Annotated in this window: 19 protein-coding genes; 8 read left to right on the forward strand and 11 right to left on the reverse strand. The window is 73.1% G+C overall.

Translation table 11 applies throughout. The annotated features are described in order from the left end of the window. Positions 1-57: 57 nt before the first annotated feature. Positions 58-1,770, reverse strand: coding sequence for a hydrogenase maturation protein (locus ABZ479_RS05425; protein ID WP_500460044.1), 1,713 nt, complete (start codon positions 1,768-1,770; stop codon positions 58-60). A 259-nt stretch (positions 1,771-2,029) separates the two neighbouring features. Between ABZ479_RS05425 and ABZ479_RS05430 the strand changes: the two genes are divergently transcribed. Both ABZ479_RS05430 and ABZ479_RS05435 read left to right on the forward strand, forming a co-directional pair. Then, complete coding sequence (locus ABZ479_RS05430; protein WP_499609806.1) at positions 2,030-3,598, forward strand: cellulose binding domain-containing protein; 1,569 nt, start codon at positions 2,030-2,032, stop codon at positions 3,596-3,598. A 298-nt stretch (positions 3,599-3,896) separates the two neighbouring features. Next, the gene (locus ABZ479_RS05435; protein ID WP_500460045.1) at positions 3,897-4,334 is read left to right on the forward strand and encodes a subtilase-type protease inhibitor; all 438 of its coding nucleotides are present in this window, start codon (positions 3,897-3,899) and stop codon (positions 4,332-4,334) included. Between the two features lie 114 nt (positions 4,335-4,448). Here the strand turns inward: ABZ479_RS05435 and ABZ479_RS05440 are convergent, their stop codons facing one another. Continuing rightward, the gene (locus ABZ479_RS05440; protein ID WP_500460046.1) at positions 4,449-5,243 is read right to left on the reverse strand and encodes an SDR family NAD(P)-dependent oxidoreductase; all 795 of its coding nucleotides are present in this window, start codon (positions 5,241-5,243) and stop codon (positions 4,449-4,451) included. 305 nt (positions 5,244-5,548) lie between these two features. Between ABZ479_RS05440 and ABZ479_RS05445 the strand changes: the two genes are divergently transcribed. The 4 genes from ABZ479_RS05445 to ABZ479_RS05460 all read left to right on the forward strand — a co-directional run bounded on the left by ABZ479_RS05445 (position 5,549) and on the right by ABZ479_RS05460 (position 9,920). Beyond that, positions 5,549-6,745: an alginate lyase family protein gene (locus ABZ479_RS05445; protein WP_500460047.1), complete on the forward strand. Its 1,197-nt coding sequence runs from the start codon at positions 5,549-5,551 to the stop codon at positions 6,743-6,745. A 36-nt stretch (positions 6,746-6,781) separates the two neighbouring features. After that, entirely contained in the window at positions 6,782-7,561 is a 780-nt protein-coding gene (locus ABZ479_RS05450) for a crotonase/enoyl-CoA hydratase family protein (RefSeq protein WP_500460048.1), read from the forward strand. A gap of 273 nt (positions 7,562-7,834) precedes the next feature. Next, positions 7,835-9,484 (forward strand): M4 family metallopeptidase, encoded by a 1,650-nt coding sequence (locus ABZ479_RS05455; RefSeq protein ID WP_500460049.1) that lies wholly within the window; start codon positions 7,835-7,837, stop codon positions 9,482-9,484. A gap of 76 nt (positions 9,485-9,560) precedes the next feature. After that, the gene (locus ABZ479_RS05460; RefSeq protein WP_500460050.1) at positions 9,561-9,920 is read left to right on the forward strand and encodes a nuclear transport factor 2 family protein; all 360 of its coding nucleotides are present in this window, start codon (positions 9,561-9,563) and stop codon (positions 9,918-9,920) included. A 21-nt stretch (positions 9,921-9,941) separates the two neighbouring features. Here the strand turns inward: ABZ479_RS05460 and sigJ are convergent, their stop codons facing one another. After that, positions 9,942-10,898: an RNA polymerase sigma factor SigJ gene (gene sigJ, locus ABZ479_RS05465; protein WP_500460052.1), complete on the reverse strand. Its 957-nt coding sequence runs from the start codon at positions 10,896-10,898 to the stop codon at positions 9,942-9,944. A gap of 173 nt (positions 10,899-11,071) precedes the next feature. On the opposite strand from sigJ, the gene ABZ479_RS05470 reads away from it, so the two are divergent. Further along, on the forward strand, positions 11,072-11,455 hold the full coding sequence (locus ABZ479_RS05470; protein WP_500460053.1) for a hypothetical protein: 384 nt from the start codon (positions 11,072-11,074) through the stop codon (positions 11,453-11,455). Positions 11,456-11,466: 11 nt separating this feature from the next. Here the strand turns inward: ABZ479_RS05470 and ABZ479_RS05475 are convergent, their stop codons facing one another. The 4 genes from ABZ479_RS05475 to ABZ479_RS05490 all read right to left on the reverse strand — a co-directional run bounded on the left by ABZ479_RS05475 (position 11,467) and on the right by ABZ479_RS05490 (position 14,423). Then, on the reverse strand, positions 11,467-11,922 hold the full coding sequence (locus ABZ479_RS05475) for a hypothetical protein (RefSeq protein ID WP_500460054.1): 456 nt from the start codon (positions 11,920-11,922) through the stop codon (positions 11,467-11,469). Positions 11,923-12,128: 206 nt separating this feature from the next. Next, positions 12,129-12,881, reverse strand: coding sequence for a PhzF family phenazine biosynthesis protein (locus ABZ479_RS05480; RefSeq protein WP_499609780.1), 753 nt, complete (start codon positions 12,879-12,881; stop codon positions 12,129-12,131). Beyond that, positions 12,878-13,480: a DUF4328 domain-containing protein gene (locus tag ABZ479_RS05485; protein ID WP_500460055.1), complete on the reverse strand. Its 603-nt coding sequence runs from the start codon at positions 13,478-13,480 to the stop codon at positions 12,878-12,880. Before ABZ479_RS05485 ends, ABZ479_RS05480 begins: the two co-directional genes overlap by 4 nt. A gap of 100 nt (positions 13,481-13,580) precedes the next feature. Then, positions 13,581-14,423 carry a GntR family transcriptional regulator gene (locus ABZ479_RS05490; RefSeq protein WP_500460056.1) on the reverse strand — a complete coding sequence of 281 codons (843 nt, stop codon included), beginning with the start codon at positions 14,421-14,423 and terminating at the stop codon, positions 13,581-13,583. A 238-nt stretch (positions 14,424-14,661) separates the two neighbouring features. Between ABZ479_RS05490 and ABZ479_RS05495 the strand changes: the two genes are divergently transcribed. Then, the gene (locus tag ABZ479_RS05495; protein WP_500460057.1) at positions 14,662-16,101 is read left to right on the forward strand and encodes a cellulose binding domain-containing protein; all 1,440 of its coding nucleotides are present in this window, start codon (positions 14,662-14,664) and stop codon (positions 16,099-16,101) included. A 55-nt stretch (positions 16,102-16,156) separates the two neighbouring features. On the opposite strand, the gene ABZ479_RS05500 is transcribed toward ABZ479_RS05495, so the two are convergent. The 4 genes from ABZ479_RS05500 to sbnA all read right to left on the reverse strand — a co-directional run bounded on the left by ABZ479_RS05500 (position 16,157) and on the right by sbnA (position 21,394). Beyond that, positions 16,157-18,100, reverse strand: coding sequence for a glycoside hydrolase family 5 protein (locus ABZ479_RS05500; protein ID WP_500460058.1), 1,944 nt, complete (start codon positions 18,098-18,100; stop codon positions 16,157-16,159). A gap of 2 nt (positions 18,101-18,102) precedes the next feature. Further along, a complete protein-coding gene (locus tag ABZ479_RS05505) occupies positions 18,103-19,500 on the reverse strand; it encodes a phosphoinositide-specific phospholipase C-related protein (RefSeq protein ID WP_500460059.1) in 1,398 nt (465 codons plus the stop codon). Between the two features lie 264 nt (positions 19,501-19,764). Next, a complete protein-coding gene (locus ABZ479_RS05510) occupies positions 19,765-20,103 on the reverse strand; it encodes a hypothetical protein (RefSeq protein WP_500460060.1) in 339 nt (112 codons plus the stop codon). A 199-nt stretch (positions 20,104-20,302) separates the two neighbouring features. Then, positions 20,303-21,394: a 2,3-diaminopropionate biosynthesis protein SbnA gene (sbnA, locus tag ABZ479_RS05515; protein WP_500460061.1), complete on the reverse strand. Its 1,092-nt coding sequence runs from the start codon at positions 21,392-21,394 to the stop codon at positions 20,303-20,305. Positions 21,395-21,509: the final 115 nt, after the last annotated feature.

Consider the following 21,509-nt stretch of genomic DNA (forward strand, 5'->3'; position numbering starts at 1 on the left):
GGCTGGGCGTCGTCGCCGGCGCCGGGCGACCGGCCTCACGTGCCGGGGGCGGCGGTCTCAGGGGCAGGAGGGGGCCGGGGTCTCCCACAGGTGCGGCGGGGTCCCGGTGGGGGTGCGGCGGTGGACGAAGGCGGAGCGGAGGGAGTGGTAGGGGGCGTGGGGGTCGAAGAAGGCCTCGCGCATGCGGGACAGCTCCTCGGCGCGGTGGGACGCCAGGGGACGCTCCGCCTCCCGGCGTTCGGCCTCCGCCTTCTTGGCGGCGATCCGGGGCCCGGTCCCCGCCGTACGGGCCAGGCGGGCCGCGAGGCGGGCGACGTCGGCGCCGAACTCCTGCGGGCCGCACATCAGCAGCCGGTCCACCAGGCCGATCCGCAGGGCGGCGGCCGCGCCGACCGGGAGCGCCCGCTCGGTCAGGCGTGCGGCCATGGCGGGGCCGACCCGGCGGGGCAGGGTGTACGTCCAGTACTCGGAGCCGTACAGGCCCATCAGGCGGTAGTGCGGGTTGAGCACGGCGCCCTGGCGGCACCAGACCTCGTCGGCGGCTAGGGCGAGCATCACCCCGCCCGCGCCCGCGTTGCCGCCGAGCGCGGCGACCACCAGGCGGTCGGTGGTGGTGAGGACGGCCTCGACGAGGTCGTCGATGGCCGTGATGGCCGCCCAGGACTCGGCCCCCGGGTCCGCGGCGGCCTCGATGGCCTTCAGGTCGATGCCATTGGAGAACACGTCCCGGGCCCCGCCCAGCACCAGTACCGAGGTGGGTCGCGTGCAGGCGTGGCGGTACGCCGAAAGGAGGCGCCGGCAGGCGGCGGCGGACATGGCGCCGCCCGCGAAGGTGAACGACAGGACGCCCGCGGCGCCGTCCTCGCGGTAGCGGATGTCGGCCCAGCTGTCCCGGCCGCCGGCGCACTGCGGGGGCAGGGGGTCCTCCGGCAACGGCGGCAGGAGCGCGCCGAGGGCGGTGACGGCGGGCAGCGCGAACGTGGGCGGGCCGCCCGGCGCGCGACGGGGCCGCAGCCGGGGGATCCACACGGCGCCGTCCCGGGTGGCCCGGCACACCGCGCCCGCCCGGGTGGCCAGCAGCCGGCCCGGTTCGCCGCGCAGCCGGTCCTCGGGGTGGCCGCCGTGCAGGAACCAGCGGGTGCCGAGGAACTCGTCCAGGACGCCGGGCCGCGAGTCGGCGGCACGCAGCTTGCGCAGCACGGTCGCGGTCGGGTCGGCGGCCCAGTCGATGCGGCGCTCGTCCTGCCGGAGCACCGGGCGGACCCGGACGACCGCCCCGAGGGCCGGGTCACCCTGCCGCCGGGGGACGTACGCGCCGGAGGCGAACCGGTCGACCGCGAGCAGGACGGCCTCCATCGCCGCGTCCGAGACCTCTCCCCGGTACCAGTCGCTCTTGCCGACCGGCGGCACCGCGCAGGCCACCGCGGCCCACACGGGGCCCGCGTCCATCTCCTCCTCGGCCTGCAGCACCGTCACGCCCCAGGTGGCGACGCCCTCCTGCACGGCGCGGTCCAGGGAGGACGGGCCGCGGTCGCCGGGCGGTCCCGGGTGCACGATCAGGCAGGTGCGGGCGGTCCTGACGTCCTCGGGGATCGCCGCCGTCAGCATGGGCGCGACGACGAGTTCCGGTTCGTGGCGGGCGACCGCCGCGCGCATCGCGTCGCCGTCCGGTGTGACCTCCACGGCGACGGTGTGTCCGAGCTCGCCGAGTTCCGTGTACGCGCGCTGCGTCAGGCTGTTGAACGCCGACGCCATGAGCAGGATGTGCATGACGACTCCCGGCCGCCCGGCACGATCGGGGAGGGGGAGCACCGGCCCCGGCCTCCAGCGATGATGCCCGCCCGGCGGGTGCCCGCGGGCGCGCCCGGCCGCCGGGTCACCCGATCGCACCGGCCCGGCCGCCCCTGGGTGGTACGGCCGCCGGATCCCGGACCGCCCCACGTCTTGACGCGCACGCATCAACTCGATAGGTCTACACCAAATGCATTTGGTACAGACCAACTGCGTGTTCCCCCCACGGGAGGCCCGGATGCGAAGAACTCTGGCCCTGGTCACCGCGCTCGTCGGAGCGCTCGTCCTGCTCCTCGCCCCGCCCGCCGCCGCGGCCGCCCCGAGCGCGGCCTTCGTCAAGACGGCCACCTGGGACACCGGATACCAGGGGCAGTACACGATCACCAACGGCGGTACTACCACCCTCAGCGGATGGACCGTCGAGTTCGACCTGCCGTCGGGGACGAGCGTCGGCTCGTACTGGGACACCCTGATGACCCAGAGCGGCAGCCACTACACCTTCAAGAACCGCGACTACAACGGCACGCTGGCGCCCGGCGCGACCGCCGCCTTCGGCTGGGTCTCCTCGGGAACGGGCGCGCCCGCGAACTGCAAGCTCAACGGCGGTTCCTGCACCGGCTCCGGCGGTGGCCCGGACACCACCGCGCCCAGCGTCCCCGGCGGGGTGAGCGTCGGCTCGGCCACCTCCTCCTCCCTCACCGTCCGCTGGACGGCCTCCACCGACAACTCCGGCAGCGTCGCCGGCTACGAGGTCTCCCGGGACGGCGGCACGCCCGTCGCCGTGACCGGCACCTCCTACACCGCCACCGGGCTGCAGGCGAGCACCGGCTACTCCTTCCGGGTCCGCGCCAAGGACGCGGCGGGCAACACCTCCGCGTACAGCGGCGCGGTCAGCGGGACGACCACCTCCGGCGGCACCAACCCGCCCCCGGGCGGCGTGCGCACCGCGCCCTACGTCGACATGGGCGCCTGGCCGACGCCCAGCCTCACCACGCTGTCCTCGGCGAGCGGCCTGAAGAGCTTCACCATGGCCTTCATCACCGCCTCGTCGTGCAAGGCGATGTGGTTCAACGCCTACGACCCGCGCGACGGCTGGAACAAGGACCAGATCGACGCGATCCGCGCGGCCGGAGGTGACGTCAAGATCTCCTTCGGCGGCGCCACCGGCATCGAACTCGCCCAGGCCTGCGGCTCCGTGGACGCGCTGTACGCCGAGTACAACGCGGTCGTCAACGCCTACGGCCTTACCTACGCCGACTTCGACATCGAGGGCGCCGCCACCGCCGACCCGGCGTCCGTCGCCCGCCGCTCCCAGGCGCTGGCCCGCCTCCAGCAGGCTCACCCCGGGCTGCGGATCTCCCTCACCCTGCCCGTCCTGCCGGAGGGGCTCACGGCGGACGGTCTGGGCGTCGTGCGCTCGGCCCGCGACGCCGGGGTGAACCTCGACGTCGTCAACATCATGGCGATGGACTACTACCGCAGCGCCGACTACGGAGACGCCGCGATCCAGGCGGCCAACAGCACCTTCGCCCAGCTCAAGTCCCTCTACCCCGGTAAGTCCGACGCCCAGGTGTGGGCGATGGTCGGCGTCACGCCGATGCTCGGGCAGAACGACGACGGCCGGATCTACGACCAGGCCGACGCCCGCCAGCTGGTGGGCTTCGCCCAGGGCAAGCACCTGGGGATGCTCGCCTTCTGGGAGACCACCCGGGACCGCAACGCCTGCACCGGCGCGCTGTACATGTGCACCAACATCCCCCAGTCGCCCTACGAGTTCTCGCGGATCTTCGCGGGCTACACCGGATAGCGCCTCCCGGCACCGTCCCCGCGGGCCGTCGTCGTGTGCTGAACACGGCGGCGGCCCGCTGCTTTCGGCCGATGTGGAGACGATGTGTCGATCCGTGAAGGCGCTTTCACGGAGGCCCGGGTTCCACTGAGTCCATTCACCCGGACGCCCAGCCCACCGCAAGTGCGACACAACGGATAGTACACACTGTGAACAACCGGTGACCGAAAGTCGCGGAGGCGATGTGACGGGCGGGCGCCCGATGCACAAGACTCCTCGACGTCCGATATCCGGATCGAGTGCCGAAGGAGTGTTCGCTATGCGGTTCAGTGCGGTGGGGACCTGCCTGGCCCTGGTGGCGGCGGTGTGTTCGGCGGGGGTCGTGGCCGGCTCGGCGGAGGCCCGGCCGGCCGGGGCGACGAGCCTGTACGCGCCGTCCGCGCTCGTCCTGTCCGTGGGGAAGGGAGAAGACCCCGCGACGGCGACGATACAGCGGGCGGTCGTGCTGCGCTGCCGGCCCACCCCGTACGGCGACCATCCCGACCCGGTCGCCGCCTGTGCGGAACTCGCCGCCGTCCACGGGGACTTCGCGGCGGTGACGGCGGGCTTGCAGGGGGTCGTCTGCACCCGGATCTGGGACCCGGTCGTGGTCACCGCGGACGGGGTCTGGGAGGGCCGGCGCGTCACCTTCGCGCAGACCTTCGGCAACCCGTGCGTGTTGCGCGGCAGCGACACGGCCGGCGTCTTCGCCTTCTGACGCCGATGCCGTGAACCAAGGCCACGGGGTTCACCGTGGGGGAGAGCCCTGTGAGGGGGCGGCCGACTCGTGGGACGGGGTCGGCCGCCCCTGTTTTCCCGTTCCGGCGCGGCGTCAGGTCGTCTTGACCTGGCCGCCGTCGATGGTGAACTCGGCCCCCGTGACGTTGCCGGCGACGGGGGAGGCGAGGAAGGCGATCAGGGCGGCCACCTCCTCGGGCTCGGTGATGCGTCCGGTGGAGATGCCCATGCCGCGCGGCACGACCTCGTCCAGCGCCTCCTGGGCGGTGGTCCCCGCCGCCGCGGCCGCCTGGTCGGCGAAGGCCCCCGGGGCCGTCCAGAAGGGCGTCCGGACGGGGCCGGGGGCGACCGCGTTGACGCGGACGCCGTGCGGGGCGAACTCCTCGGACAGGGACTTCGTCAGGTTCGCCAGCGCGGCCTTGGCGGCCGAGTAGTCCACGACCGTCGGGAAGGGCAGGCGCGCGTTGACGGAGGTGACGTTGACGATCGCGCCGCCGCCCGCCTCCAGCATGTGGGGGATCGCGGCGCGGGCCGTGCGGACGGCGCTGAAGAAGGAGATCTCGAACACGCGCCGCCATTCCTCGTCGTCCACCTCGAGGAAGCCGCCGCGGGACGTCCCCGAGCCCACGTTGCCGACCAGGATGTCGACGGAGCCGTAACGCTGCGCGGTCTGCCGCACGAGCTCGGCGGGGCCCTCCGGGTCGGCGAGGTCCACGGCCACGGGGGTCACCTCGTAGGCCTCCACGAGGGCCTCCGTCTCGGGGGTGACGGTGCGGCTGCCCGCGACGACACGGACCCCCTCTCGCGCGAGCGCCCGTGTCACCGCCAGGCCGATGCCCCGGCCGGCTCCGGTGACGACCGCGACCTTGCCCACGAGGTGCAGTTCCATGGGGACCCCTTCGGGAGGACGGATGCGTATCGAGCCTGGGGGAGGGGGGACGGGGCCGCCATCGGAGCGCCGCCGGCCGAGGGCCGCCGGCGGTGCCGGGGGTGAGGGTGGGTCAGATACGTGTCCTTCCGCCGCGGCGGTGTCGCACAGCCGTACGGGGCACGGTGGCAGGTATCAGCCGTCCATGCCAGGGGACTTGACGGCGTATTGGTCTAGTCCTACCGTCATCCCTCAATCGCAGTGTTCACGGGTGCATTCGCAGTTCACCCATGTGAACATGCCGTCTCCTGGGAAGGCGTCCCCCCATGTCCCACAGGTCCCAAGGTCTCCTCACCAAGGGCATCTTCGCCCTCGTCGCGGCGCTGGTCGCCGCCCTCCTGGCCGCGCTGCCCGGCGGCGGCCGCGCCGAGGCCGCGCCGGCCGCGTTCAGCCACCCCGGCGTCCTGGTCAGCCGTGCCCAACTCGACTTCGTACGCGGAAAGGTGCAGGCCGGGGCGCAGCCCTGGAAGGGCGCGTACGACCAGATGATGGCGTCGGCCTACGCCTCGCAGTCGCGCACCCCCAAGCCGCGCGCGGTCGTCGAGTGCGGCTCGTACTCCAACCCCAACTACGGCTGCACCGACGAGCGCGAGGACGCCATCGCGGCCTACACCAACGCGCTGGCCTGGTACGTCACCCGTGACGCCAAGTACGCGCAGAAGGCGATCCAGCTGATGGACGCCTGGTCGGCCACCATCACCGACCACACCAACAGCAACGCCCCGCTGCAGACCGGCTGGGCGGGCTCGGTGTGGCCGCGCGCCGCGGAGATCATCCGCTACACGTACACCGGCTGGCCGAACGTGAACCGCTTCGCCACCATGCTGCGCAACGTCTACCTCCCCGAGGTCATCAACGGCTCCAAGAGCAACGGCAACTGGGAGCTGAGCATGATGGAGGCCGCCGTCGGCATCTCCGTCTTCCTCGACGACCGCACCTCGTACGACAAGGCCGTCACGCGCTACCTGAACCGCGTGGCCGCGTACGTGTACCTGGACACCGACGGCGCGCTGCCCAGGACCGTGCCCGGCAGCGGGCTCGACACCCGGGACAAGATCGTCGGCTACTGGCAGGGGCAGTCCACCTTCGTGACCGGTCTGACCCAGGAGACCTGCCGCGACTTCACGCACACCGGCTACGGCATCTCCTCGATCTCGCACGTCGCGGAGACCAGCCGCATCCAGGGCGAGGACCTCTACCCGCAGGTCGGCGAGCGGCTCCGGCAGGCGCTGGGCTTCCAGTCCAAGTACCAGCGGGGCGAGGCCGTGCCGTCCTGGCTGTGCGGCGGGCACCTCAACCTCGGGCTCGGACCGGTGACCGAGGTCGGCTACAACGCGCTGCACAACCGGCTCGGCATCGCCATGACCAACACCCAGGCGCTGACCCAGTCCCAGCGTCCGGCCGGCAGCAACAACCTCTTCGTCGCCTGGGAGACCCTGACCCACGGCGATAACCTCTCCTGACCCGGCAGGGGTGATCGGCGGCGGAGGGAACAGGCCATGCCCGTACGAGTCGAGCGCAGCGGACCCGTCACCACGGTGGTGCTCTCGCGCCCCGCGGCGCGCAACGCCGTCGACGGTCCGACGGCGCGTGAACTGGCTGACGCCTTGCGTGAGTTCGACGCCGACCCCGGCGCCTCGGTCGCCGTGCTGTGGGGCGAGGGCGGCACCTTCTGCGCGGGTGCCGACCTCAAGGCCATCGGCACCCCGCGCGGCAACGAGGTGACCGACGTGACCGAGGGGGGCGGCGGGGACGGGCCCATGGGGCCCACCCGCCTGCGGCTGGGCAAGCCGGTCATCGCGGCGATCTCGGGTCACGCGGTGGCCGGCGGCCTGGAACTGGCCCTCTGGTGCGACCTGCGGGTCGCCGAGGAGGACGCGGTGCTCGGGGTGTTCTGCCGGCGCTGGGGCGTGCCCCTGATCGACGGCGGGGCGGTACGGCTGCCGCGGCTGATCGGCACCTCGCGGGCGATGGACCTGATCCTGACGGGACGTCCGGTGGACGCGGCCGAGGCGTACGCCATGGGCCTGGTCAACCGGGTCGTCCCGGCCGGCGGGGCGCGGGTCGCGGCCGAACGGCTCGCCGAGGAGATCGCGGCCTTCCCGCAGACCTGCGTACGGCACGACCGGCTCGCGGTGCTGGAGGCCGAGGGGCTGGGGGAAACGGCCGCGCTGGAGACCGAGTTGCGGCACGGCAGGGTGTCCCTCGCGGAAGCGGGGGAGGGCGCGGCACGCTTCTCCGCGGGGGCGGGGAGGCACGGCGCGTTCGACCGGAGCTGACCGGCGCGGACCGACCGACGGGGGCCGGTCCGCGCCGGTCACCGGGCTGAACCGCGCGGCCGCTCCGCGCCGGTCAACGGGCTGACCGCGCCCGACGCGTGACCACCGTGTGTGCTTCGGCCGATTCCCGTGTGTGGACCACGGACGCGCTCTGGACATCCGAATGTCATGGGCACTTAAATCTGGCACCGCCTCACCTCCGCACCCGGGCCCGCCCCACCGTGGCCGGACGCAGATGCGGGGACCGCGCACGCCCCCCACCAGAGGAGCACGATGCAGCCCAGCACCAGACGTGCCGCGACCGTCATATCCGCGGCGCTGGCCGCGACCGCCGTCACCGCCGCCCTGCTGACGCCGTCCGCGGCGTCGGCCTCGGCCCCCGGCCGTGACCTCCCCTCCCGGGCCACCGGCGTCGCCCGCGCCGACGCCGCCGTCACCGCCCACGCGACCCGGCTCGCCGTCACCCCCGCGCAGGGCCGGACCGTCCGCGACGTCGTCACCGACGCGGACGGCGCCCAGCACATCCGCTACGACCGCACCTACCGCGGACTGCCCGTCCTCGGCGGCGACCTCGTCGTCCACCTCGCCCCCGGCGGCGCCTACGAGGGCGCCGAACGGGCCACCCGTTCCGACCTGGCCGTGCCCGGCACGACCCCGGCCGTCCCGGCCGCCACCGCCGCCGACAAGGGCGTGGCGGCCCTGCGCTCCGCCCACCGCGGGACCGCGTTCCGGCAGGCCAAGGCGAAGTCCCAGCTCGTCGTCGACGCGTTGCACGGCACACCCCGGCTGGCCTGGCGCACCACCGCCGTCGGCCTCGACAGCCTGGGCAACCCCGCCGCCCGCGTCCTCCTCACCGACGCCCGCTCGGGCGCCCGCATCGACGCCTGGGACGCCCTGGAGACCGCCACCGGCGACGGCGCGTCGCTGTACGGCGGCACCGTGTCCCTGGAGACCACCCTCAGCGGCAGCACCTACCAGCTGAAGGACCCCACCCGCGGCAACACCTACACCGGCGACGCGCAGAACAAGACCGACCTGTGCATCTTCGGCATCTGCTTCTCCCGCGCCCCCGCGGTCCTCTTCACCGACGCCGACAACCACTGGGGCACCGGCACCACCGCCGACCGCGCGACGGCCGCCGTCGACGCCCAGTACGGCACCGACGAGACCTGGGACTACTACAAGTCCGTCCACGGCCGCAGCGGCATCGCCGGCGACGGCAAGGGCTCGTACAACCGCGTCCACTACGGCAACAACTACAACAACGCCTTCTGGGACGACAGCTGCTTCTGCATGACCTACGGCGACGGCGACGGCACCACCTTCGGGCCGCTGGTCGCGCTCGACGTCGCCGGGCACGAGATGTCGCACGGCGTCACCTCGCGCACCGCGGCGCTCACCTACTCCGGTGAGTCCGGCGGCCTCAACGAGGCCACCTCGGACATCTTCGGCACCCTGGTCGAGTGGTACGCCGGCAACTCCTCCGACACCGGCGACTACCTCATCGGCGAGCGCATCGTGAAGCCCGGCTTCGGCAAGCCCGCGCTGCGCTTCATGGACAAGCCCTCCAAGGACGGCAGCTCCGCCGACTGCTGGAGCTCCGCGGTCGGCAACCTCGACGTCCACTACTCCTCCGGCGTCGCCAACCACTTCGCCTACCTGCTCGCCGAGGGCAGCGGCGCCAGGACCGTGGGCGGCGTCAGCTACGACAGCCCCACCTGCAACGGCTCCACGGTGTCCGGCATCGGCCGCGACAAGCTCGGCAAGATCTGGTACCGGGCCCTGACGGTCCACATGACCTCCGGCACCAACTACGCGGGTGCCCGCACCGCCACGCTCAAGGCCGCCACCGACCTCTACGGCGCCGCGAGCACCGAGTACGCGGCCGTCGCCGCAGCCTGGTCCGCCGTCAGCGTCAACTGACACCCGGCGGACCCGCGGACCCGTGGGACCGGCCACCGCCAGGCCGGTCCCACGGGTCCCTGCCACACTGGCCCCCGTGACGACAACCGACGCGGCGGCGGCGATACACGCGCACGTACGGGCCTTCAACGCCCGTGACCTGGAAGCGCTCCTGGCCGGTTTCACCGACGACGCCGTGTGGATCACCGGCACCACCACGGTGCGCGGTCGCGCCGCGCTCACCGCGCTCTTCGACGAGGCCATGCGTGGGCTGCTCCCCACCCTGGAGGTCCACGACGTCATCGCCGAGGGGGACCGCGCGGCCTGCCGGATGACCGAGACCCTCACCCACCGCGGCGAGCGCCGCAGTTGCCCCATCGCGGCGTTCTACGGGCTCCGGGACGGCCGCATCGCCTGGGCGAAGGTCTACCGCGAGGGCAGCGCGGACGTCGCCTGAGCCCGGGCCCGAGCGGGGTCCTCAGGAAGGGTCGTTCCCGGCCCAGGGGCGGAGCTTGTCCGGGTTGCGGACCGCCCAGATGCGGGAGACGCGGCCGCCGGCGAGGTCGAACGCCGCCACCGTCACGGTGACCCCGGCGTGCCGGGCGACCAGGCCGGGCCGGCCGTTGACCGTCCGTTCCAGCAGCGTCAGCCCCGGGGTCCGCCCGGCCATGTGGACCAGGTAGCGGGCGATGCGCTCGCCGCCCTCGACCGGCCGGAGCACGGCGCCGGCCAGCCCGCCGCCGTCGGCGACCATCGTGGCGTCGGGATCCAGGAGGCCGACCAGGGCCTTGATGTCCCCGGCCTGCCACGCCTCCTTGAAGTCCCGCACCACCCCGGCCTGCCCGGCCGCCGGCGCCGCCGGACCCCGCGCGGCGCGGACCCGCCGCCGGGCCGAGTAGGCCAGTTGCCGGCAGGCCGCCGGCGTCCGCCCGACGATCCCGGCGACCTCGGGGAAGGGGAACCGGAAGACGTCGTGCAGGACGAACGCCACGCGCTCGGCCGGCGTCATCGACTCCAGCACGACGAGGAAGGCCATCGTCACGGACTCGTCCAGGGTGACCCGGTCCGCGGGGTCGGCCGACTCGGGCCTTCCGCCGCCACCGGCCGTTCCACCGGTCCACTCCGAGCGGTCCGGCAGCGGCTCGGGTATCCACGAGCCGACGTAACGCTCGCGCCGGACGCGTGCCGAACCGAGCAGGTCCAGGCACACGCGGCTCGCCACCGTCGTCAGCCAGGCCCCGGGCGAAGCGATCGCCTCCTGCTGCTCCCGTGACATCGCGTACCAGCGGGCGTACGTCTCCTGCACGGCGTCCTCGGCCTCGGCCAGCGAGCCGAGCAACCGGTAGGCGAGGTTGATCAGTTGACGCCGCTCGCCGACGACCGCGCGAAGGCCCGGCTCGGACCCGTCCCGCCCCGGCTGGAATGGGGTGCTCATCGCCCTGACCGCTCCCTCGTCCGTCCCGTCCGCTTCCGCTCCCACCCCTACGACGAGACAACGCCGCCGTTCGTCAGGCGGGGCGCCTCCTGACAGTTCGCGGGTCCGGGTCGTCGGACTGACGGGGACCGTACCGGTCCGCCGCCGCGAGAGGGAAGACGAGGGACCGAGCCATGGCCACACCCACAACGGCAGAACACCGCAGCCTCACGTTCCTGCAGGTCGCCGTCGCCCTGCAGACAGCGGCGATCTTCTTCCAGGCGGCCACCGCCGGGCTGCTGCTGTCCTCGTCCCACGGCGAGGCGCTGCACAGCGCCGGGGCGCGGGTGATGTACGCGGCGTCGATGCTGTACGTGCTCGCCGCGGTCCTCGCCTGGCGGCCGGGCGGCGGATCGCCCCGCCCGATCCTGTACGCCTCGGGCTTCCTCGCCCTCGCCTCGGTCCAAGTGGTGCTGGGCATCGCCCACCGGCCCGCGCTCCACGTCCCCCTGGGCGTGCTGATGTTCGGCCTGAGCGTGCTGGCGCTGGGTCGTGCGTGGTACGCCCGTCGCTCGTAGCCGGCGCCGGGTCACGGCCGGCCGGCGGTCGCCACCAGGGCGAGCGCCGCGGCGCGCAGTTCACGTTCCCAGCCGGGCAGGAGTGCGGGGAGCAGCCACTCGCTGTACTCGGCTGCGGTGTCCAGGAAGTGCGTCTCCTCTGGTGTGAGGGCCGCGGCTCCGGAGAGGCCGTTCGCCGCTTGGACCGCGGTCAGGTCGCCCTGGACGAGCCCTTGCGCACGGTCGAGGAGCACACGCCTGCCGGCGGTCTCGTCGTCCGGTAGCGCGATGCACAGTTCGTGCAGGGCCCGGTGGTACGGCTCGCGGATTCCGGCCGGATCGTCGCGGCGCGAGAGTCCGGCGAGCTCCCGCAGCGCGGTCGAGTCGTCTCCGTCGGCCAGCGCGTGCGCCGCGAGCATCGGCAGGTCCTCGAGGTGCAGGATCCCCCCGACGTACTGCCATGCGCTGTCCCGCAACCGTTCGGTCATGCGTGCATGATGCGGTGGGGCGGGACGCAGCGGCCAGGGAATATCGGTGTGTGGCCGATGATCTGCCCCATGGAGCCCGCCCCGGCTGACCGACCGCCGGCGGCCGTTCATCCCCTGCGTCCGCCGCTGATGCGTCCAGGGCGCCGGTCCGGGGCGGCGCAGGGCATGCGCCGCCCCGGCGGTGGACGAGGAGAGCAGTGCTCGGGTCAGAGGTCGAGCAGATGGATGCGGCGGCGGGACGAGCCGGGGGTGGCCAGGGTGATCGCGGGGCGGGTCCTGGTGGGGGTGCCGGGGACGGCGCGCTCCAGGTGGACGCGGCCGCCGAGTTCCACCAGGCCGTCCGGTGCGGGGGCGGTGAGGATCTGGGAGCCGCGGCCCTGGGCGATGTTGAGGGCGCGGTCGAGGCGGTCGGTGAGCAGGAGCGCCGCCGACCCGGTGGCCTCGACCTCGGCGACGCCGTCGCCGCGGCCCGGGAAGCCGCGGGCGCGGACGCGTCCGGCGGGCTCGTCCTCCCATGCCCAGGCGTAGACCCACTCGCCGGGCGGCGGTACGGGCAGCGCGTCCACCTCCTCGGGCGAGTCGTACTGCCGCAGCGTGCGGGGCGGCGCCCAGGCGGGGCTGGCCTCCAGCCAGGTGAACTCGCCGTCCAGGCGCACGCCCACGACGCCGGCGGGGGTGATGAGTTCGGGGGCGTCCAGCAGCCAGGCGGCGCCCATGCAGGGGGAGCCGGCGAAGGGCAGCCGCCCGTCGGCGGAGCGGATGTCGATGATGCCCCGCTCGGGATCGTCGACGAACACGGTCTCGCCGGAACCCGACCGCCGGGCGAAGGCGAGGCGGTCCTGCTCGTCGGTGACGGCGCTCCCGTCGCGCACCACGGCGATCCGGTCGCCGTGTCCGCCGTCGGGCCCGCAGAAGACCCGCACGATGTCGTAGCCGGTCACGGCCGTGGCCTGCCTCATGACTGTGCGACGGGGGAGAGGGGAGCCGGGGTGCCGAGCGCGGCCCGCTGGAGCGTGGTGACGCGCTCGATGACGAGGCCCAGCAGTACGGCAGCGGCGATCATGAGCGCTTCGGCGACCGCCAGGGCGGCTCGCGAGCCCGGGGCGGTCTGGGTGCTCAGCGTGAGGACGATTCCGTGCCCGATCCACGCCGCCCACCAGAGGTTGACCAGCGTCGAGTCGCGTTTCGGGTTCCACGACGGGGAGCTCGCGCGTCCGATGTCGAGGACGAACTGCCGGGGCACGAAGAGGTTGAGCACGGGGACGAACCACGACCCGATCAGCCAGCCTCTGCTCGGGAGCGCGGCCTGCGGGGACAGAGCCAGGGCATTGCGCCGGGACCGGGCGAGCCATACGAGGAAGAGAGGGGCCGTCAGTGTCATCAGGTAGACGAAGACCTGGGAGACCAGTCCCGACACGTGCCGGGTCCCATCGGTCGGATCCAGGTAGCGGTTCTGGACGGCCACCGCCCGGAACACGTCCAGGAGCGCGGCCGCGGCTATCGCCGTCTGTGCGCAACGGGCAAGCAGAAAGGGGGATTTGGGGGACTTGCTGGACATCGTGGATGGCCTGTCTCGGGTCGTGCGCGGCTCCGGTGGACACGGGAGCGGAGTGATCATAGGGGCTGCGGGGCGCACGTGTGTACGGGGTTGCGGGTCCTCATCCGCGGGGCTGTACGTCCCCCACCACGTGGGCCAGCGTGCCGGCCGGGGCGGCGCGTTCGTCGGGGGGCATGCCCGGGTGGTGGCCCGCCGTCACGGGCAGGGTCGCGGACGCCGAGCCGGCGAGGGACAGGCGGGAGACGATGCGGTAGCGGTCGCCGCGGTAGAGGGAGTGCACGTACTCCACGGGGCGTCCGGCGGCGTCGCTCGTGAGGCGGTCGAAGAGCAGCGCGGGGGAGAGCACCGGCACCTGCAGCAGCCGGGCCTCCTCCTCGTTCGCCACCGTGGGCTCGATGGACTGGACGGCCTCGTGGACGTGGACGCCGTGCCGCTCCCGCAGGCAGGCGTAGAAGTCCCCGGCCTCCATGTCGGCCGCGCGCAGGCCCGGTACGAGGTCGGCCGGTACGTGCAGGTACTCGACGGCCATCGGCTCGCCGTCGACGAGGCGGAGCCGGGCGATGTAGACGATCTCGGCGGCGGGCGACACCCGGAGCTTGCGGCCGACGCGGGCGCCCGCCCGCACCGTGGCGAACTCCAGGACGCGGCTGAGCCAGTGGCCGGAGGCCTGCGGCAGGCTGAAGGCGTTCTCCCCCTGTGCGAGTTCCTGGGTGATCTTCGCGGGGGCGACGAACATGCCGCTCCCGTGGCGCCGGACGAGCAGGCCGGTGGTGACCAGTTCGTCGACGGCCGAGCGCACGGTGGGCCGGGAGACGTCCAGTTGCTCGCACAGGGCGCGCTCCGAGGGGATCGGGGTGCCCGGTGCCTGTGACTCGACGAGTTCCAGGAGGTGGTCGCGGACCCGTTCGCGCTTCAGCGGCGACCGCGGTGCCTCGCCCGTCATGTGCCCCGCCCCCTCTTCATGGCCGTGCGGTGAATGCCGTGCCCACGAGGCTATCCAGTTGCTGACCAGTTCTCCAGGGTTTCCGACACTCGCATGAGATGCGGGCGCCCCGAATTCCCTTCCTGTCAGGGGACTTGACCCCTCATCTGGTCTATGCCACCTTCCCTTACCAGTGGAAGACCAGTTGCCAAGTGGTAAGCCCTCCCCCACGCGCTCCACCCGACTGGAAGGGGTCCCCATGTCAGGACCGTTCCGCACCACCGCCCGGCTGCGCACCGCCGTAGCCGCCTGTACGACGGCGGGCCTCGCCTGTGCCGGGCTCGTCGCGCTGCCCGCGTCCGCCGCGACGACGACGCTCGCCGCCCAGTACCGGACGAGCGCGTCCGGGGCCACCGCGGACCAGGCCGAGCCCTGGCTCGAGATCACCAACCGGGGCACCTCCTCCGTCCCGCTGAGCGAGGTGACCCTGCGCTACTACTTCAAGGCCGACAGCCCCACCACCGCGTACCGCTTCGCCTGCTCCTGGGCGGTCAAGGGGTGCGCCAACATCACCGGCACCTTCGGCAACCTCGCCAACCCCACCGCCACCGCCGACCGCTACCTGGAGATCGGCTTCACCTCCGGCGCGGGCTCGCTCGCCCCCGGGCAGAACACCGGCGACATGCAACTGCGCTTCTACCGTGCGGACTGGCAGCGCCTGACCCAGTCGGACGACTACTCCTTCAACGGCTCCCGGACGTCGTACGCCGACTGGGACAAGGTCACCGTGCAGCGCGGCGGCTCGGTCGTCTGGGGCACCGCGCCCGCCGGCAACGACCCCACGGACCCGCCGACCGACCCGCCGACGGACCCGCCGACCGACCCCGACGCGCCCGCGCTCTTCGACGACTTCAGCTACACCTCCAGCAGCGACCCCGCGCTGCAGAACCACGGCTGGACCGTGAAGTCCGGGCAGGGCGGTCCCGGCGTGCCGGGCGCCACCTGGTCCCCGCAGGACGTCACCTTCGTGGCGGGCACCGGGAGCAACAAGGTCATGAACCTCCGCCTCACCACCGACGGCACCGCCGCCGGCACCAAGGAGAGCGAGGTCCAGACCACCGCGCGCAAGTTCCGCAACGGCACCTACGCCGCCCGCGTGCGCTTCAACGACACCCCGACCGGCGGCCCCGACGGCGACCACGTCGTCCAGACCTTCTTCGCCTTCACGCCACTCAACGCGCCGATGGACCCGAACTACAGCGAGCAGGACTTCGAGTACCTGCCGAACGGCGGCTGGGGCGAGCCGAGCAACATCATGTACACGACGTCCTGGGAGACCTACAACCCGGACCCGTGGAACGCGGTCAACACCCACTCCGAGAACCGCCAGAGCTACGAGGGGTGGCACGACCTGCAGATCACCATCGACAACAGCGCCATCACCTACTACATCGACGGCCAGGTCTTCGGCACCCACGGCGAGCCCTACCTGCCGGAGACCAGCCAGTGGATCGACTTCAACCACTGGCTGATCGACCTCACGGGCCAGACGGGCAGCACCCCGCGCTCGTACAACCAGCAGGTGGACTACGTCTACTTCGTCAAGGACCAGAAACTGACCCCGGCCCAGGTCGCCGCGAAGGTCGCCGCCTACCGCAGCGCGGGCACCGCCTTCACCGACACCGTCCCGGGCAGCTGACCGGCCCCCGTGCCGCCGCCCACCGCCACAGGGGCGCGGTGGGCGGCGGCACGGCCTACGGAAGCGACCGGCAGTAGAGCGCGTCCGGCGTACGGGAGGAGCCGAAGCGGCCGGTGAAGGCGATGCCCGCCGCGTACTCGCCGTCCGCGCACTGCCCCTTGTAGCTGCCGTACGCGAAGTCCCCGCCGGCCCCCGACGCGGGACGGTCGTCGCCCCGGTCGAACCACACCGTGCGCCCGGCACCGCCCAGGGCCGTGCCCGCGGTGGCGCACAGCGCGCTGGAGACGGCGGCGCCGCGGACCGCGTAGCCGGCGAGGAACGACCCGGCCGGGCACTGGTACTTGGTGTAGCCCGAGGCCCAGTCGCCGCCGGACGGCACGTACCGCTCGTCGGTGACGACCTGGTACGCCCCGGAGGAGGCCCACAGGTCCCCGGCGCCGGTGTCGGTGCACAGACCGCGGTTGCCGGTGTGGGCCAGCCCGATCAGCCGCTGCCCGTCCGGGCACGCGGCCTTGCGCGCGCCGGTGTCCCAGTCGGGGCGGGCGCGCATGCGCAGGCTCTGCACGAAGTCGCCGTGGTCCGGAGCGAGCATCGACCAGCGGCCGACGGGGGCCACGTACCCGGTGCGGCCGGGGCTGCCGACCAGCCGGGACCATGCGTCGGCCCGCCAGTCGTCACCGTCGTACGGGCCCATGCGGTGACCGGCGGAGTCCCAGTGCAGCAGCGCCCAGCCGTTGCCCCGGCGGTTCTCGTGCCAACCGACCAGGGGCCAGTAGGCGAAGTCGGTGTCGTTCTGGATCAGGAAGTCCGTGAAGTCCGCGAACCAGGCGCGGGTCCTCTCGTTCGTCTCCTCCCGGCCGCCGACGCCGAACTCGCTGATCCACAGCGGCGCGGTGTAGTGCCGTCCGGTGTCCGAGGACACGTAGAAGGCCTGCCTGCGCAGCTCCGCGTACAGCTCGTCGCGGCCGAGGTCGCTGTAGCGCGGGTCGTGGGTCTCGCCGATCCCCGTCGCGCCGCTGTGCCGTGGGCCGGTGTAGCCGTAGAAGTGCGCGGAGTACACCAGCTTCCCGGACCGGACGAGGGTGTGGGAGAGGCGCTGGACGGGCTCCAGGGTGGGGCGGTCGTGGGGGAGGCCGTCGACGGGCAGGCCGGTCCAGTTGATGCCCTCGACGACGATCAGCAGGTCGGGGTTGGCCTCCTGGAGGATGCGGTCGCCCAGGTGCTGCGCGGTGGCGAACCAGTCGTGGTCGTCGCCGAGACCCCAGTTGGGGTCGTCCCAGACCGAGCGGCGGACCTCGTTGTAGAGGTCGGCGCCGACGACGCGCTTGTTGTCGCGGTAGCGGCGGACCATGGACAGCCAGTCCTCCTCCCACGTCCCGGTGGACTGCGAGGCGTTCCAGCGCTCGTTGCCGTCCACGCCGCAGCACCAGCGGGTGGTGTTGGTGTGGTTGTTGAGGACGACGGCGAAGCCCGCGTCCGTGAGGGCGGCCACGACGGCGTCGTACACCTGGAGTGGGGTCTTCCCGCGCAGCTGGGGGTTGGCGGCGACCGACGCGTCGGTGACGGTGACGGTGTCGTGGATCATCTCGTTCGAGAAGGGCAGCCGGATGCTGTTGATGCCGAGTTCGGTGAAGCCGGAGAGGATCTCGGCGATCGGCGCCCGGTCCAGGCCCAGCGGCATGCGGCCGGAGTCCTCGCCCGCGTGGTGGTTCGCGGGGTCGGCGGGATCGCCGGAGCCGTTCCAGGTGCCGCTGGCGCCGTGCCAGTTGCCGGACCTGAGCTTGAAGCGGTCGCCGTCGGCGTCGACGATGTAGCGCCCGCGGGTGCTGAGCGGCGGGGTCCAGGACTCGCCGAGTGCGGTGGCCGGCGCGGCGGGGGTGGACGGGGCCGAGGGCCCGGGTTCGCGCGCGAGGGCGGTTGTGGGGGTGAGCAGGCCGATGAGGGTGACGAGCGCGGCGGCCACGGCCGTGAGGGGCCGGCGCGGTAACGTCCCGGCCACGGCTACGGCACCACGACGGAGGTGTTGAGCTGGTCGACCGCGGTCATCGGCGAGCCGAGGTCGTAGCGGTCGACGGCCACGTACGTCGGCTTCTTGCGGGCGGCCGGCTCGCAGAAGTTCCGGGTGCGGTTGAGCAGCTTGCCGTTGTCGGTGGCCGCGGTACCGGCGAGGGTCGTGTCCCGGAAGTGGTTCATCACGAAGAGCGGCCGGAACCCGGGCTCCTCGCGGGTGAGCGGCACGTTGACCCCGGCGCCGTACCAGCGGCTGTAGCAGGACCAGTCGGAGGTGCTCGCCCCGGAGCCCATCGACCAGTAGTTCTCCACGGTCCACTCCTGCTGGTACATCACGCCGAAGCTGTCGCGCTTCAGGCCGGTGTCGGAGCCGCGGGTCCGGTCGGTCAAGACCATCAACTGCTTGCCGCGCGCGGCCAGGTCGCCCATGGCGGGCCAGCCGTGCTCGCGCACGCCGTCCTGGTCGGGGCGGTAGAGGACGTCGTAGAGGCCGTCGACCCGCGAGAGTTCGGAGCGCAGCACCTCGGGGGAGACGTAGTCCTCCAGGAAGACGGTGACGAACTGCCCCGGGTGCTGCCGGAGGAAGTCGACCATCCGCTGCAGGTCCACCCAGAGCGCGACGGGGCGGCTGACCAGCGTGCAGCTGTTGTGGCAGAGGATCGCGCCGTCCGGTGTCTGGTGGATGTCCATCATGAAGCCGCGGACGCCGTCGTCCAGTTGCTGCGAGATGCCGCGCGACTGGTTGGGGAAGAGGTTGACGAAGGGCGGCGCGAAGCCGCCGTCGACGCCGTTGGCGAAGGCGTTGTGCGCGGTCAGGAAGGTGACTTGGTCCAGGGTGCGCGCGTCGGCGGGTGGCATGGCCGTCCGGGGGAGCGGGGCGGGCGTGAGGTACCACCGGGACAGCGGGCCCGCGGCGCCCACACGCGGCCGCTCCGGGTACACGCTCCCGGCCGGCGCCTCGGCCAGCGTCAATCGGTCCGCGGTGCCCGGCACGCCCAGCGAGTAGGTCCCGTCGCCGGCCGCCGTGATCTCCCAGGCGGCGCTCGCGCCCCCGCACGCCACGATCGCCGCGTCGGCGCCCGAGCGGCCGAGGCAGCGGCCGGCGTCGTCGGTGCTGCGCAGTTCCTGCCCGCCGGGGACGGTGACGGCCGTCCACTGCTGGCGGTCCTCGTTACCCTTGGGCCGGTGCAGCGCCACGGTGCCGCCGCTGTCGGAGGCGTTGAGGCCGTTCACGGCACTCTGTACGTAGAGGGTGCCGCCGGGCGCGGCGACGGCGGCGGCCCCCGCAGCAGGAAGCCCGGGCAGGGCCATGGTCGCGGCGAGGACGGCGGCCGCCACGGCGCCGGCGCGGGGGAGGGAGACGAAGCGATTGCTCCGAGAGGTAGTCATGCGCATGACATACCACCGGTAACGCTTGCCATGAAAGGGCGTCTTGGACGGGGTACGGGGTGCCCCTCGGGTCACGGCCGGGCGGGTGTCGCGCGGCGGTCCGGGGGCGGTCCAGCGGTCCGTGCAGGCGTTGATGACGATGAGTTCGGCTCGTGCACGGAGCCCGCGCGGTCGCACACGGCATCTCGGGGTGTGTCGCTCGGGCTTCTGTTCCCGCGGTGTGCGGACCGGCCCGTCACCGGCCCGCGGTGCGCTCTGCCCGGCTCAGGCCTTGACCGTGCCGGGTCCGACCCAGGCGTCGGTGGTGGCGCCGGGGCCCACCCAGGCGCGGACGACGCCGGGCCCGACCCAGGCGTCGGTGGTGGCGCCCGGGCCCACCCAGGTCTTGACCACGCCGGGTCCGACCCAGGCCTTGATCACGCCGGGTCCGACCCAGGCGTCGGTGGTGGCGCCCGGGCCCACCCACGCGCGGACGACGCCGGGGCCGACCCACGCCCGGGCCGGGGCCGCGGGGCCCCGGTCCGCGGTGGTGACCGCTCCCGCGGCGATCAGCAAGGTGGCGGCGGACAGTGTCAGAGCGGTGGCGGTGCGGCGGATCGTCATCGGTTCCCCCTTGGTCCCACGTGTCGTTCCCGACCGTGTGACGAGGCTACGGGCGGGCGCCCCGGGCGCGGATGAGTACCCGTACTCACCCCCGCCCGCCGGATCCGGCCATTGCGCTCCGGGCGCGGACGTGCTGCTGCGGCGGTCGGTGACCGCCGCAGCAGCATGTGGTCGACGGGGGCGGCGTCGCCGCCCGGCGTCAGTGCAGTTGACCGTCGGGGGAGACCGACGGCGTCGTCGCCGGTTCGACGGGGGGCGCCGGAGGGGCACTGGCCCAGGCGGCCTCGGCCGCCGCCGCCCACGCGGGGTCGGCCCAGGAGGTGTCGGCCCGTTCGTCCGGTTCGAGGACGTCCTCGCCGTACAGGTCCTGGAGCCAGTTGCTCTGGTAGATCGTGTCGAGGTAGCGCTCGCCGAGGTCCGGCGCGATCGCCACCGACGTGAGGCCGGGGGCGCCGTTCTTCTCGAGCCAGCTCGTCGCGCCGCTGACCACCGTGCCCGTCGAGCCGCCGAACAGGAACCCGCGACGGGCCAGCCGGTGGCAGGCGCGGATGGTGTCGGCCTCCTCGACCAGGACGACCTCGTCCACGAAGGACTCGTCGAGCAGCGGCGGATGGACGCTCATGCCCAGCCCGGGGATCATCCGGCGGCCGGGTGCCCCGCCGAACGTCACGGAGCCGACGCTGTCCACCGCGACGACCTTGACCGGCCGGGACCACTCGCGGAACCAGCGGGCGCAGCCCATCAGCGTCCCCGTGGTGCCGGCGCCGACGAACGCGACGTCGACCTCGGGGAACTGCCGCGCGATCTCCGGAGCGGTCGTCCGGTAGTGCGCCCGCCAGTTGCCCGGGTTCGTGTACTGGCTGAGCCAGACGTACCGGTCGTCCGAGGCGCACAGCGCGCGGACGAAGTCCAGGCGCGCGCCCAGGTAGCCGCCGTGGGCGTCCGGCCCGGAGATGATGTGCACCTGGCTGCCCAGGGCCTTCATCAGCAGCCGGGTCGACAGGTTGCACCGCGCGTCGGTGACGCACAGGAACCGGTAGCCCTTGCTGGCGGCGATCATGCTCAGGGCCACGCCCAGGTTGCCGGACGAGGACTCGACCAGGATCGAATCGGGAGTCAGGATCCCCTCCCGCTCGGCGGTCTCCACCATCTCGGTCGCGGCTTTGAGCTTGATCGAACCGGCGAAGTTGAAGCCCTCGCACTTGAGGAAGAGCGACTGCCCGAAGATCGACTCGAGGTCGACGAAGAGCTGTTCCTCGTTGAAGGCCTGGGGAACGGATATGACTGTCACGATGGCCTCCTCATCTGCAGCGCCTGTCCCGTCCAGACGGGGGAGCAGCGCGTCAGCGGCCGCTGTGTCCTGCACTGGTGAGCTTGCGTGGCTGGACCGTTGGTCTGTCCCGGAG

It is taken from the genome of Streptomyces sp. NPDC005722 (assembly GCF_040630935.1).
In the GTDB taxonomy this organism is placed as follows: domain Bacteria; phylum Actinomycetota; class Actinomycetes; order Streptomycetales; family Streptomycetaceae; genus Actinacidiphila.